Source organism: Amycolatopsis saalfeldensis (genome assembly GCF_900110575.1).
GTDB classification, from domain to species: Bacteria; Actinomycetota; Actinomycetes; order Mycobacteriales; family Pseudonocardiaceae; genus Amycolatopsis; species Amycolatopsis saalfeldensis.
The window spans coordinates 1-13597 of the sequence record NZ_FOEF01000027.1; the positions used below are offsets into that span (position 1 = coordinate 1).

Consider the following 13597-nt stretch of genomic DNA (forward strand, 5'->3'; position numbering starts at 1 on the left):
CAACCCCCCATGCGAGGAGATGTGATATCCGGTATTAGACCCCGTTTCCAAGGCTTATCCCAGAGTACAGGGCAGATTACCCACGTGTTACTCACCCGTTCGCCACTCATCCACCACCGAAGCGGTATCAGCGTTCGACTTGCATGTGTTAAGCACGCCGCCAGCGTTCGTCCTGAGCCAGGATCAAACTCTCCAACAATGAACAGTTCGATCGAGACCATTCTCAATCATTCTCAAAGAAAAACCCCGACGAGGGGGTTTCATATAAGCTCTACTGGCTTAGTTCACTAGCACACTGTTGAGTTCTCAAGCAACACACTTCGGAGAATTCCGCTTCACGCGGCCTTTTCCGAGGCATTGTTTCAAGCCGTTTGTTCAGAAGACACACCGTACACCCTGCGAAACTTGCGCTTCAGCGGGGGGTCTGGCTTGATCTCCTGCTTTGGAACCACCCACTCTACCACCTGAGGTGGGAGCTTGGTTCGTGGTCCCGGCGGCCGCCCGGTTTCCCTGGCGACTTGGAGAACTTTACATGCCCCGATCCGGCCCTGCCCAGGGGGGTGCCCATTGATCGCGTCAAGCTCCTGACCTGCGTCGATAGAGGGGCTCAGGCGAGTCGGGGCTCGCCGTGTGTCGCGATCACGGTGACGGCCACGAGCGCGGCGGCCAGTACCGCCGTCACGTGGATGGGCGCGGGGCCGAACGACGCGGCGAGCACGAGCACCGCCGCGACCGGGAAGCCGATGGCGATCGGCCGGCACTCGTTGGTCGGCCCGATGTGCAGCAGCCAGACGCTCAGCAGGAAGAGCGCGACGGGGACAGTCACGAACAGCGCCACGACCGTGCCGTTCAGCTCGGTGTGGTGGGTGTCGAAGTCGACCGCCAGCTCGAGGCCGGCGCCGACCGCCGCGGCCGAGGCGAAGATCAGGTAGTGGCCGTAGCCCCAGCTCATGGTCGTGAGCAGGGACGGGCGGTGCACCAGCCGCGCGTGGCCCGGCTGGTCGAAGTAGAGCCACCACATGGCGAACACCAGCACCAAGCCCGCCGCGGCGAGGCCGACCAGCTCGCCGATGTGCTTGCCCTCGGTCACGCTCTCCTGCACCGCGGTCGTCGCGCTCAGCACCGTCTCACCGAGCACGATCAGGGTGAACAGGCCGTACCGCTCGGCGATGTGGTGCGGGTGCCACGGGGCCCCGGCCCGGCGCTCGGCCAGCAGCGGGACGGCCAGCTCGATCGCCGCGACCACCAGGAACAGCGCGATCTGCGTCGCCCCCGAGGCCGCGAGCCAGACGACCCACAGGATCTGGCAGAGCGTGATGCCCGCCGCGTACCGGAGCGCCGACGGCCGGCATTCAGGCGCGGTCCGCGCGGCGCGCAGCCACTGCGTGACCATCGCCAGGCGCATCAGCACGTAGCCGATCACCATGACGTGAAAGTCCCCGTCGAACCCCTTGCCCACCCCCGCGGCGACGGTGAGCCCGCCGGCGATCTGCACCAGGGTGGCCAGCCGGTACGGCACGTCGTCGGTGTCGAATGCCGAGGCGAACCAGCTGAAGTTCAGCCAGCCCCACCAGATCGCGAAGAACACCAGCGCGAAGCCGGCCACGCCGTGGCCGACGTGGCCCTCGGCCAGCTGGTGGTGCAGGTTCGACGCGGCCTGGCCGACGGCGACCACGAAACACAGGTCGAAGAGCAGTTCGAGCGGGGTGGCCACACGATGGCGCTCCGCGCTGTCCCGCGGCCGCATCGGCCGGTGCCACACCCGGATCCGGTTGCCCGGCAACGATTCCTGGGTCATCAACGCTCCCCGCACTCACCTGCACGCAACGCCGTCATCCCAGCATGATCGAGGTGAACAGGCGAGTGCGACGCTCTCAACCGGGTGAGATTCCTCGGCAGCGCAGGCGCGGCGAAAACGGGAGACGGGCGGGCCCGGATCCCCCTCTCCCGGGCCCGCCCAGACGCCTTCACCGCACTCGTGGCCACCCAGGGCAGTGCTCCCGGCGGTCGCCGTACGGTCCCCCGCGGACGCCGACGAACCTTGCCTGGGAGGTGACCAGGAGTGCCCGTTCCGCAGAACGGTGGAACTCCCTGCCGCCCGGCCGGTCGACCCATCCCCGGTCGACCGAACGAATTGCCACTGTAGGTAGCCAAAGTGGCGAGCTGAAGGCTCCATAAGGTCTACCCGGTTGCTCTGAGTAGCACCAGGGCCGGAAGTGACCGATCACTCGGATGGAGCAGCAACGATCGGCGGATAGTAGTTCACCAGTAGTGGTGCGTGATCGTGATCAGTTCACGGCCGGCGCCGGCTCAGCCACGCTGCACGTCGGCCGCCGCTTGGGCCGCGCGTTGCGCCTCGGTGAGGCCGGACCGGACTCGCCGCGCGCGCAGCTCGAGGATCGCGACCACCAGGGCGACGCAGGTAAGCGCCGCGGCGCAACACATCGCGACGGACAGCGCCACCGGGTAGTGCCTGCCTGAGGCCACCACCACCGACTGGAACACCGACGCGAGCACCGAGGTGCCGATCGCGGTCCCGATCCGCTGGCCGGTCTGCAACGCTCCCCCGGCGACGCCGGCCATGGTCGTCGGCACGCACTCCAGGGTCAGCGTGGTGTTCGGCGAGATCACCATGCCACCGCCCACCCCGCCGATCAGCAGCGGCACGGCCACGGCGAGGCCGGCCGCGGACGGCGGCACCAGCTGGACCACGAGCGCGACCGTCAGCAGCCCGAACGCGACCAGGCTGAGCCCGGTGACGGTGAGGCGCCGTCCCCAGCGCGGCACGAGCCGGCCCGCGACCGCCGCGGCCACCGCCGAGCCGAGTGCGAACGGCGTGACCGACAGCCCGGACTGCAGCGGCGTGTATCCCAGTCCCTGCTGGAAGAACAGCGCGAAGACCAGCCAGATCCCGGCGAACCCGCAGAAGTACAGCGCCCCGACGGCGGCGCCGCTCGCGTAGCCGGGGGTGGTGGTGAACAGGCGGGTGTCCAGAAGCGGCGAACGGCCGTTACGCGCCCGCCGGTGCTCCCAGCGGACGAACGCCACGCCGAACACCACGGCGAGCGGGAAGAGCCACCAGAGTTTTTCGAGCCCGCGCTGCTCCGACTCGACGAGCGGCAGCAGCACCCCGAGCACGGCGATCGCGAGCAGCAGCATGCCGGCGAAGTCGATCTCCGAGCGCAGCCGCACGGCCCGGGGTTCGGACTTCGGCAGCAGCCGCAGGGCCAGTGCGAACGCGACGACGCCGATGGGCACGTTCACGTAGAACACCCACCGCCAGCCGTTCGGGTCGCCGAACACGGCCAGGATGATGCCGCCGAGCACCGGGCCCACGGCCGTCGAAATGCCGACCACCGCGCCGAACATGCCGAACGCGCGGCCACGCTCGGCGCCGCGGAACAGGTCCTGGATCAGCCCGCTGTTCTGCGGCGTCAGCATGCCTGCCGCGACGCCCTGCGCGAGCCGCGCGATCACCAGCGTGGTCGGGTCTGGCGCCGCGCCGGCCAGCGCGCTGGTGACGACGAACGCGGCGAGCGCGATGAGGAACATCCGCCGCCGGCCCAGCGCGTCGCCGAGCCGCCCGCCGGCCACCAGCACGAGGCCGAACGACAGCGCGTAGCCCGAGACCACCCACTGGATCACGCCGCTGCCGGTGTTCAGGTCGCGCTCGATCGACGGCAGCGCGGTGTTGACGATGCTGACGTCGAGCAGGCTCATGAACCCGGCCGTCAGCGTGACGGCGAGGGCGCGCCAGCGCTTCGGATCGGGCTGGTACTCGGACATCAGGCACCGAAGGCGATTCCGTGGCGGCCGCGGGGCTCGCCGACGAGCGCCGGGCGCTCGGCACGGACGGGCGGGGTGGCGATGGAATCGTTTGACACCAGCGAAAAACCTCCCCTGAAGCAGCCGGCTTCCCGATCTCCGGCGGCGGCGCGGGCCTGGTTCTTCAGCCTAGCTCGCCCGGCTCCTCGAAGCTCGGTGGCGATCTCCCGGCGGCGCGCCGAAGGCCTGCCGACGGAGCAGGCAAGCGGCCCTTGGCGATTGCCGGAATCGGGCGATCGCTGCGCTGGACGATCGCTGGGGTCGGGCGGGCTCCCGGCTGGGCGATCGGCGGAACCGGGCGGCCATCGGGCTGGGTGATCCGCGGGGCTGGGCAGGATCCCGACCGGGGGATCTTCGAAACCAGGCGGTCGCCGGGCTGGCCGCGCGGGACCGGGCGATCAGCCGGTTGGACGATCGCCGGAGCCGAACCACCTGCGGGCCAGGCAATCCGAGGGACCGGGCAGGATCCCGGCCCGGCAATCCCCGAAACCAGGAGATCTCCACGCTGGCCGCCCAGGAACACGCGATCAACCAGCCGAACAATCACCGGAACCGAACCACCTCCAGACCAGACAATCCGCGAGACCGGACAGCCACCGGGCCGAGCAATCCGCGAGGCAGGGCAGCCTCCCGGCCTGGCAATCCCCGAAACCAGGCGGTCACCACGCCGGCCGCCCAGGTACAGGCGATCAACCAGACGAACCGGACCACCTGCGGGCTGAGCAATCCCCTGGACCGGGCAAACTCCCGGCCGGGCAGCCGGAACCGGGGCACCTCCGAACGGAGAAACCACCGGGACCGAGCGATTTCCAGGCCGGGTGATCTCCGGCGATGCGGCCGACTCCCCCTTTCCGGGTGAACCGCTGGTCACCCATATGACCGTGGCCAGGAGGAGGACGGCGGCCAGGACGCAACCGACGGCCCGCGACGGGCGAGCCCGTCGTGGGCGGTCGGGGTTCTTCTCGTCCGACAGGGCATCCACGGCATCCACAGCCTCACCATCGCATCCCGCACCGACAAAAACGGCCGGGTCGGGCGGTCGGCGCCGGAGGGTGAAACCGGCCACAGGATCCGGTGGTTTCCCCAGTTCACCTGTGGTCCGCGCGCCACCGCGCCGGCCCACAGGCGCCATCGCTTGACATCAGTTCGGGCGATCTTCACGATCTCGTTCCATGAACCTGTCCGACAACCAGACAGCCGGACAAGGCCCTCGTCGCGTGAGTGCCATGGAGGCTGTGCTGGCATACCTGCGACGGGCGATCGAGCGCGGGGACTACGCGGTCGGCGACAAGCTGCCGTCCGAAGCGGCGCTCAGCCGGGAGTTCGAGGTCAGCCGCTCGGTGGTCCGGGAGGCGCTGCGCGGGTTGCAGGCGCTCGGGCTCACCGTTTCCCGCACCGGCAAGGGCACGTTCGTCACCGCCACCGGGCCGGCCGAGAACCCGACCTTCGGCGACTACTCCGCGCGCGACCTGTTCGAAGTGCGCCGTCACGTCGAGATCCCCGTCGCCGGGTATGCCGCGCTGCGACGCACCCCCGATCACCTCGACCTGCTCGGTCACCTGGTCGGGCGCATGGACGCCGAGACCGACAACAGGGCCTGGGTCGCGCTCGACTCGCTCTTCCACATCAGCATCGCCCAGGCCTCGGGCAACCCCGTTTTCGCGAAGGTGATCGAGGAGATCCGCGACGCACTGGCCCGCCAGTCGGCGTTCCTCAACCAGCTCGGCGACCGGCGGGCCGAGTCCAACGTCGAGCACCGGCGGATCGTGACCGCGATCGCCGGGGGCTCCGACGCCGACGCCGTGGCCGCGATGACCGCGCACCTCGAGCACGTCGAAAAAACACTGACCACCATCGTGCGGCCGGTCCGCGCGCCGGAGCAGAACGGGAACGACTGAAACCGTGAGCGAACAGACCCTGCAACCCACCGAGGGCGAGAGCGGGCACCGAGACGCGGGTGACGCGGGCTACAGCAAGGCCCTGAAGTCCCGGCACATCAACATGATCGCCATCGGCGGCGCGATCGGGACCGGGTTGTTCCTCGGCGCGGGCGGGCGGCTGGCGCAGGCCGGACCGGCGCTGGCCATCGTCTACGCCGTGTGCGGGCTGTTCGCGTTTTTCGTCGTGCGCGCGCTCGGCGAGCTGATCCTGCACCGGCCCTCCTCGGGCGCGTTCGTCTCGTACGCGCGGGAGTTCATGGGTGAGAAAGGCGCGTACGTCGCCGGCTGGATGCACTTCCTGAACTGGTCGACCACGGGCATCGCGGACATCACCGCGATCGCCCTCTACGCGCACTTCTGGTCGTTCTTCACCCCGGTGCCGCAGTGGGTGCTGGCGCTGATCGCGCTCGCCGTGGTGCTGACGCTGAACCTGGTCTCGGTGCGGCTGTTCGGCGAGATGGAGTTCTGGTTCGCCATCGTCAAGGTCGCCGCGCTGGTCCTCTTCATGATCATCGGCATCGTGCTGCTGGTCACCCAGCACCCGGTGGACGGCCTCGCGCCCGGCCCCCAGCTGATCGCCGCCCACGGCGGGGTCTTCCCGGCCGGCGTGCTGCCGATGGTCCTGATCGTGCAGGGCGTGGTGTTCGCGTACGCCTCGGTCGAGCTGGTCGGCGTCGCGGCGGGCGAGACGGAGAACCCGAAGAAGATCATGCCGAAGGCGATCAACTCGATCATGTGGCGGATCCTGGTGTTCTACGTCGGCTCGGTGGTGCTGCTGGCGATGCTGATGCCGTGGAGCTCCTACTCCGCCGACCAGAGCCCGTTCGTCACGGTGCTCTCGCACCTCGGCGTGCCGGCGGCGGACAGCGTGATGAACCTCGTGGTGCTGACCGCCGCGATGTCCAGCCTGAACTCCGGGCTGTACTCGACCGGCCGCATCCTGCGCTCGATGTCGATGGCCGGCTCGGCGCCGAAGTTCACCGGCGTGATGAACCGCAACCAGGTGCCCTACGGCGGCATCCTGCTCACCGCGTCGGTCTGCGTGCTCGGTGTGGCGCTGAACTACCTGGTGCCCAAGGACGCGTTCGAGATCGTGCTGAACTTCGCCGCGATCGGCATCCTCGGCACCTGGGCCATCATCGTGCTCAGCCACCTGTTGTTCGTGCGGAAGGCCAACCGCGGCGAGGTGACGCGGCCGTCGTACCGGCTGCCGTTTTCGCCGTACACCGAAATCGTGACGCTGGTGTTCCTGGCCGTCGTGGTGGTGCTGATGGGCTTCGACCACACCGGCCGGATCACGCTGCTGGCGCTGCCGGTGATCGCCGCCGCGCTGGTCGTCGGCTGGTTCTGCGTGCGCAAGCGGATCGACATGAGCGCGTTCGAAAAGGCCGAGTCGTGACGCCCGCCCACGTGCCGCTGGTCCACCTGCTGCGTGACGGCATGGTCGAGGGCGTCCACTACGGCTCCGTGGTGGCGCTCGCGCCGGACGGCTCGACACTGTTCGAGGCGGGCGACCCGGACTCGCCGATGTACCCGCGCTCCACGGCGAAGCCGCTGCAGGCCGTCGCGATGGCGCGGCTCGGGCTCAGGCTCGACGCGGCCGGCTTCGCGATCGCCTCGGCCAGCCACTCCGGCGAGGCCCGGCACCTGCAGGCCGCGGCCGCCGTGCTGGCCGGGCACGCCCTCTCGCCGGACGAGCTGCGCAACCCCGAGGACTACCCGTTCGACCCGGTCGAGCGCGACGCCTGGATCGCCGACGGCCGGGGGCCCAGCCGGCTCGCGCACAACTGCTCCGGCAAGCACGCCGCGATGCTGGCCACCTGCCGTGAAAACGGGTGGCCCGCCGACGGTTACCTCGACCCGGGCCACCCGCTCCAGCAAGCGATCCGCGCGACGGTCGAGGAGCTGACCGGGCAGCCGGTGTCGCGCGTGGCTGTCGACGGTTGCGGCGCCCCGCTGTTCGCGCTCTCGCTGCGAGGCCTCGCGAAGGCCGCCTCGCGGATCGCGACCGCCACCCCGGGAACGCCGGATTTCCTTGTCGCCCAAGGAATCCGGCGGTACCCCGACCTCGTCGGCGGCTCCCGTCGTGACGTCACGGCGCTGATGCGGGCCGTGCCGGGACTGATCGCGAAGGACGGGTTCGAGGCGGTGCAGCTGGCCGCGCTGCCGGACGGCACGGCCGTGGCGGTGAAGATCGCCGACGGTGGCGACCGCGCCCGGCCGCCCGTGCTCGCCGCCGCGCTCGGGCTGTGCGGAGTGGACGCCCGGCTGCTGAAACCGTTGACGAGCGACGTCCTGCGGGTGACCGGCCCGCTGGCCGAACACCTGCGCGCGGCCTGATTTCCCCCGGAAGTGAACGGCCGCTCCGGATCGCGCGGAACCGGGTAGCTTCGGAGTGAGCCACGCCGCGTGAAAGGGGACCTCTGTGCTGAACCGTCTCGTCGACCGGCTGCTGGGCCTGCCGAAGGCCGAGGGCCCGGCGCCGGTGGTCACCAAGGACCTGCGGGTCCCGATGCCCGACGGCGTCCACCTGCTGACCGACCGCTACGCGCCGGCCGGCACGCACTCCGCGCCGGTGGTGCTGGTCCGCACGCCGTACGGCCGCAGCGGTCTGCTGTCGAAGCTGTTCGGCGACACCTTCGCGCGCCACGGGCTGCAGACGGTCATCCAAAGCACCCGCGGCAGCTTCGGCTCGGAAGGCGAGTTCCGCCCGTTCCACCTCGAACGCGAGGACGGCGTCGCGACCGCCGAGTGGCTGCGCGCGCAGCCGTGGTGCGACGGGCGGCTGGCCATGGCGGGCGCGAGCTACCTCGGGCACACGCAGTGGGCGGTCGGGCCGTACCTCGACCCGCCGCTGGAGGCGATGTGCCTCGGCGTCACGGCGTCGCAGTTCATCACCAACTTCTACCCGGGCGGCGTGCTCGCGGCGGACGACATGGTGTCGTGGGCTTCGATGATCGGGCGGCAGGAGCAGCGGTTCGCCGCGCTGCCGAATCCGTTCCAGAACCGCAAGACCCGCGCGGCCATGGCACACCTGCCGGTGAGCGCTTCCGACGTCGCCGCCATCGGGAAGCCGGTGAAGTTCCTCGAGGACGTCACCGCGCACGCGGAGCCGGGCGACGACTACTGGGCCATGTCCGACCACAGCGCCGGCGTCGCCGATCTGACCGTGCCGGTGACCATGGTGAGCGGCTGGTACGACCTGTTCGTCCGCGCCCAGCTGCGGGACTTCGTCACCCTGCAGAACGCCGGGCGCGCGCCGCGGATCACCATCGGCCCGTGGTCGCACGGCGAGCCGGCCAGCCTGCGCGTGATGATCCAGGACCAGCTGGGCTTCCTGCGCGCGCACCTGGCCGACGACCGCACGCAGCTGCAGCGCTCCCCCGTGCGGATCTACCTGCAGCAGGCCTCGACCTGGCTGGACTTCGAGCAGTGGCCGCCCGCGTCGACGGCCACGTCCTCGCACCTGCGCCCGGTCGGCGGGCTGGGTGAGCCCTTCGACGGCGAGGCCCGGCCGACGCCGTTCACCTACGACCCGGCGGACCCGACACCCGCGGTCGGCGGCCCGCTGCTCTCCGGCGACAACAAGCAGCAGGACAACAAGGACATCGAGGCGCGCGACGACGTGCTGGTGTTCACCGGCGAGCCGCTGGTGAACGACCTCGACGTGATCGGCGACGTCAGCGCCACCGTCTTCGTGCGCACCGAACTCGGCCACGCGGACGTGTACGTGCGGGTCTGCGACGTCGACCAGGGCGGCCTTTCCCGCAACGTCACCGAAGGCATCCTGCGGCTGCGCCCCGGCCGGCCGGAAGCCGACGCCGACGGCGTGGTGACGGCGGAGGTTCCGCTGGACCCGACGGCCTACCGCTTCCGCCGCGGGCACCGGCTGCGCGTGCAGGTCGCGGGCGGCGCGTTCCCGCGCTTCGCCCGCAACCACGGGACCGGCGAACCGGTGGCCGCCGCCGTCGACGGCAAGCCGAACCGGTTCGAGGTGTTCCACGACGCGGCGCACCCTTCGCGGATCACGCTGCCCGTCTTCACCCCGTGAACGGCACCACCCGCTGATGGCTGGTGAGCCGGCCGTCGTCGTGCAGCACGTGGAGCAGCAGCGACGGCGGCCGCTCGAATTCGAGCGGGCCGCCCTCGTCCCAGCCGCGGTCGGCGCCAGGCTCGACCGGCAGCAGCGAGCCGGACACGACGCCGGGCGCGATACGGACGGGCACGCCCGCGAACGTCGTGCCCGCGCCGGTGTGGACGTGGCCGCAGAGCAGCGCGGCGATGCCCGGGTGCCGCCGGACGACCTCGGCCAGCCGTTCCTCGCCGGTCTGGCGGATGGCGTCCACGAGCGGGACGCCGACCTCCACCGGCGGGTGGTGGAACGCGACGAGCGACGGTCCTTTGTGGCCGGTGAGCACCTCGTCGAGCCAGGCCAGCGTCTCGTCGGCGAGGTAGCCGGCGCCGCGGCCCGGGATGGTCGAATCGCACATCGCGATGAGGACTCCCCCGAGGTCCGCCGCCAGGTTCACCGGCGCGTCGCCGGGCGCCTGCTCCAGCAGGATCTCGCGGAACGGCGCGCGGACGTCGTGGTTGCCCGGGCAGACGAGCACCGGCGCGGGGTTCTTGAGCAGCTCCGCGGCACGGCGGTACTCCTCGGGCCGGCCGTGGTCGGCGATGTCGCCGGTGACGAGCACGGCGTCCGCCGGCCGCGCGAGGTTGCCCAGGTAGTCCAGCACCGCCGCCGCGCGGGCGTCGGCGCGCTCGCCGCCGTCCAGGTGGATGTCGGACAGGTGCGCGAAGATCTTCATGCGGATCAGCCCCTTTCTATGTAGGCCAGCGCTTTGACCCAGTTGCGGACCAGCAGCGCCGACGCGCCGGGCAGGTCGCCCTCGCGCAGCGCGGACGCGATTCCCCGGTGCTCGTCGATGCTCTCGGCCGCTCGCGAGGCACCGCCGAAGTACACCGCCTCGTAGCGCTTGAGCAGCGGCTTCGTCTGATCGATCAGCCGCATCAGGTGCGGGTTTCCACAGCGGGACAACAACAACGCGTGCCAGCGATCGTCCACAGCGGACAGATCCGGCCCGGCGGGCAGCGCCGCCATCTCCTCGGCCAGCCGGTCCAGCCGGTCCGGCAGCGAGGACAGGTCGAGCGGCGAGGTCCAGCGCAGGGCGAGTGACTCCAGCTCGGCCACGAGCGGGTACAGCCGCCGGGCCTCCTCCGGATCGAACGGCGCGACGAGGAACCCGCGGCCCGGCGCGGCGACCAGCAGGCCGCGGTCGGCCAGCCCGATCAGCGCCTCGCGCAACGGCGTCCGGCTGACCCCGAGCTCGCGCGCCAGGTGCACCTCGTTGATCCGGGCGTCGGCGACCAGGCGGCCGTCGAGCACCCGCGTGGTGATCTCCTCGATCAGGTCGCCGCGCAGGAGTCGCTTGGTCATGCCCGGCAGTATTGCATGCAGAAGGCCAGTACTGTATTCAGTTGGGCATGGCCAGTTTCCTGCCCGCCGACGTCGCCCGTGCCCGCGCCGAGACGCCCGGCTGCACCGGTGCCGCCCACTTCAACAACGCCGGATCCGCGCTCCCGCCGTCGCGGGTCACCGACACGATGGTCGACTACCTGCGTCATGAAGCGCTGGTCGGCGGTTACGAAGCCGCCGCCGAGGCCGCCGAGCGCACCGAGGCGGTGTACGCGTCGGTCGCGCGGCTGCTCAACGCGGACGTCGACGACATCGCGCTGACGGACAACGCGACCCGCTCGTGGCAGGCGGTGTTCTACGCGCTGCCGTTCAAGGCCGGCGACCGGATCCTGACCTCGCGCGCCGAGTACGCGAGCAACGCGATCGCCTTCCTGCAGATCGCGCGCCGCACCGGCGCCCGCGTGGAGGTCGTGGCCGACGACGACGCCGGCCAGCTCGACGTCGACGACCTGCGCGCCCGGATCGACGACGACGTGAAGCTCGTCGCCGTCAGCCACGTGCCGACGCAGGGCGGGCTGGTGAACCCGGCCGAGGCGATCGGCGCGGTGACCTCGGCCGCCGGCATCCCGTACCTGCTCGACGCGTGCCAGTCGGCCGGGCAGCTCGACCTCGACGTCACCCGCATCCGGTGCGACGCGCTGAGCGCCACCGGCCGCAAGTACCTGCGCGGGCCTCGTGGCACCGGATTCCTCTACGTGCACCCGCGGCTGCGCGACCGGCTGGAGCCGGCGATGCTCGACCTGTACTCCGCCAGCTGGGAATCGCCGACGGAGTACGTGGTGCACCCGACGGCGAAGCGGTTCGAGGTCTGGGAACGCGACTTCGCCGCCGTGCTCGGCCTCGGCGCAGCCGTCGACTACGCGCTGGAGTGGGGCCTGCCGGCGATCGAAGAACGTGTCGCCGCGATGGCCGCCACGATGCGGTCACGCTTCGGCGAGATCCCCGGAGTGCGGGTCCACGACGTCGGGGCGCGCCGGTGCGGGCTGGTTTCGTTCAGCCTCGCCGGGCTGCCCGCCGAGCAGGTCAAGGCCCGGCTGACGGAGGCGAAGATCAACACCAGCGTCACCCACGCGGTGTCCGCGCAGTACGACTTCACCGCCCGCGGCCTGCCCGACCTGGTCCGCGCGTCCGTGCACTACTACAACAACGACGACGAGATCGACCTGCTGGTCCGCGAAGTGACCCGGCTGGCTCAGGACTCCCGCAGCAGCTGACGGGCGATGACCAGTTTCTGGATTTCGCTGGTGCCCTCGTAGATCCGGAACAGCCGCGCGTCGCGGTAAATCCGCTCGACCGTGACACCGCGCAGGTAGCCGGCCCCGCCGTGGACCTGCACGGCGCGGTCGGCGACGCGGCCCAGCATCTCCGTGCAGAACAGCTTCGCCGAGGACGGGCCGAGCTTCCGGTCCTCGCCCGAGTCGTACGCCGCGGCGGCCTCGTGCACCATCGCGCGCCCGGCGGCGAGTTCGGCGTGCGACTCGGCCAGCAACGCCTGCACCAGCTGGTACTCGCCGATCGGCCGGCCACCCTGGCGCGCGGTGCGGGCGTACGCGACAGCCTCGCCCAGCGCGCGCTCCGCCATGCCGACGCACAGCGCGGCGATGTGCAGGCGGCCGCGAGCCAGCGACGCCATCGCGATCCGGTAGCCCTGCCCCTCCTCGCCGACGAGCGCGCTCACCGGCACCTCGACGTCGTCGAAGAACACCTCCGCGGTCCACGCGCCGGCCTGGCCCATCTTCTTGTCGTGCGGCCCGACGGTGACGCCCTTCGAGCCGGCGGGCACGAGCAGCGCGGAGATCCCGTCCCGGCCGGTGCTGCCCGGTTCGGTGCGGGCGAACACCACGAACAGTTCGGCGAGCGGCGCGTTGGTGATGAAGCGCTTGACGCCGCTGAGCCGGAAGATTTCGCCGTCACGAACAGCGCGGCTGGTCAGCCCGCTCGGGTCCGAGCCCGCTTCGGCCTCGGTCAGCGCGAACGACGCGATGGCCTGCCCGGCAGCGAGCCGCGGCAGCCAGCGGGTGCGCTGGTCCGGCGTGCCGTAGGCGACGATCGCCTGGCCCGCGATGCCGTTGTTGGTGCCGAACAGCGAGCGGAACGCCGGGGTCGTGTAGCCCAGTTCGATCGCGAGCCGGACGTCCTCGCCCATGCCGAGGCCCAGCCCGCCGTACTCCTCGGGCAGCGCCCAGCCGAACAGGCCGAGCCCGGCCGCCTTCTCCCGGATCGCGGCGGGGATCTCGTCCCGCTCGTCGATCTCGGCCTCGACGGGCACGACCTCCTTGCGCACGAACTCGCGCACAGCGGCCAGCACCTGTCCGAAATCTTCGGCGTCCACTCGCACCTCCACGTCGTCCTTGAG

Annotated in this window: 10 protein-coding genes and 1 rRNA gene; 5 read left to right on the forward strand and 6 right to left on the reverse strand. The window is 70.9% G+C overall.

What is annotated here, in order from left to right; all coding sequences use genetic code 11:
• The 3 genes from BMY97_RS39835 to BMY97_RS39845 form a co-directional block, all read right to left on the reverse strand.
• A 16S ribosomal RNA gene (locus tag BMY97_RS39835) occupies positions 1-199 on the reverse strand; the annotation flags it as partial.
• Between the two features lie 408 nt (positions 200-607).
• Entirely contained in the window at positions 608-1798 is a 1191-nt protein-coding gene (locus BMY97_RS39840) for a low temperature requirement protein A (protein ID WP_091628081.1), read from the reverse strand.
• A 512-nt stretch (positions 1799-2310) separates the two neighbouring features.
• Positions 2311-3786, reverse strand: a complete 1476-nt coding sequence (locus tag BMY97_RS39845; protein WP_091628083.1) for an MFS transporter — start codon at positions 3784-3786, stop codon at positions 2311-2313.
• Positions 3787-5051: 1265 nt separating this feature from the next.
• Between BMY97_RS39845 and BMY97_RS39850 the strand changes: the two genes are divergently transcribed.
• The 4 genes from BMY97_RS39850 to BMY97_RS39865 all read left to right on the forward strand — a co-directional run bounded on the left by BMY97_RS39850 (position 5052) and on the right by BMY97_RS39865 (position 9816).
• Complete coding sequence (locus BMY97_RS39850; protein ID WP_091628084.1) at positions 5052-5723, forward strand: FadR/GntR family transcriptional regulator; 672 nt, start codon at positions 5052-5054, stop codon at positions 5721-5723.
• 4 nt (positions 5724-5727) lie between these two features.
• Entirely contained in the window at positions 5728-7164 is a 1437-nt protein-coding gene (locus BMY97_RS39855) for an amino acid permease (protein WP_091628086.1), read from the forward strand.
• Complete coding sequence (locus BMY97_RS39860) at positions 7161-8105, forward strand: asparaginase (protein ID WP_281246960.1); 945 nt, start codon at positions 7161-7163, stop codon at positions 8103-8105. Before BMY97_RS39855 ends, BMY97_RS39860 begins: the two co-directional genes overlap by 4 nt.
• A gap of 85 nt (positions 8106-8190) precedes the next feature.
• Positions 8191-9816: a CocE/NonD family hydrolase gene (locus BMY97_RS39865; RefSeq protein ID WP_091628088.1), complete on the forward strand. Its 1626-nt coding sequence runs from the start codon at positions 8191-8193 to the stop codon at positions 9814-9816.
• On the opposite strand, the gene BMY97_RS39870 is transcribed toward BMY97_RS39865, so the two are convergent.
• Complete coding sequence (locus BMY97_RS39870; RefSeq protein WP_091628089.1) at positions 9806-10573, reverse strand: metallophosphoesterase; 768 nt, start codon at positions 10571-10573, stop codon at positions 9806-9808. The genes BMY97_RS39865 and BMY97_RS39870 overlap by 11 nt on opposite strands.
• A 5-nt stretch (positions 10574-10578) precedes the next feature.
• Entirely contained in the window at positions 10579-11202 is a 624-nt protein-coding gene (locus tag BMY97_RS39875) for a GntR family transcriptional regulator (RefSeq protein ID WP_091628091.1), read from the reverse strand.
• Positions 11203-11249: 47 nt separating this feature from the next.
• Here BMY97_RS39875 and BMY97_RS39880 point away from each other — a divergent pair, with 47 nt between their 5' ends.
• Positions 11250-12455, forward strand: a complete 1206-nt coding sequence (locus BMY97_RS39880; RefSeq protein WP_177231765.1) for an aminotransferase class V-fold PLP-dependent enzyme — start codon at positions 11250-11252, stop codon at positions 12453-12455.
• On the opposite strand, the gene BMY97_RS39885 is transcribed toward BMY97_RS39880, so the two are convergent.
• On the reverse strand, positions 12434-13573 hold the full coding sequence (locus BMY97_RS39885; RefSeq protein WP_091628093.1) for an acyl-CoA dehydrogenase family protein: 1140 nt from the start codon (positions 13571-13573) through the stop codon (positions 12434-12436). The genes BMY97_RS39880 and BMY97_RS39885 overlap by 22 nt on opposite strands.
• Positions 13574-13597 lie beyond the last annotated feature (24 nt).

Bases quoted from the DNA above. Each gene is read 5' to 3' on its own strand.
- BMY97_RS39840 (WP_091628081.1), bottom strand. From the start codon at position 1,798: ATGACCCAGGAATCGTTGCCGGGCAACCGGATCCGGGTGTGGCACCGG.
- BMY97_RS39845 (WP_091628083.1), bottom strand. From the start codon at position 3,786: ATGTCCGAGTACCAGCCCGATCCGAAGCGCTGGCGCGCCCTCGCCGTC.
- BMY97_RS39850 (WP_091628084.1), top strand. From the start codon at position 5,052: ATGGAGGCTGTGCTGGCATACCTGCGACGGGCGATCGAGCGCGGGGAC.
- BMY97_RS39870 (WP_091628089.1), bottom strand. From the start codon at position 10,573: ATGAAGATCTTCGCGCACCTGTCCGACATCCACCTGGACGGCGGCGAG.
- BMY97_RS39875 (WP_091628091.1), bottom strand. From the start codon at position 11,202: ATGACCAAGCGACTCCTGCGCGGCGACCTGATCGAGGAGATCACCACG.
- BMY97_RS39880 (WP_177231765.1), top strand. From the start codon at position 11,250: ATGGCCAGTTTCCTGCCCGCCGACGTCGCCCGTGCCCGCGCCGAGACG.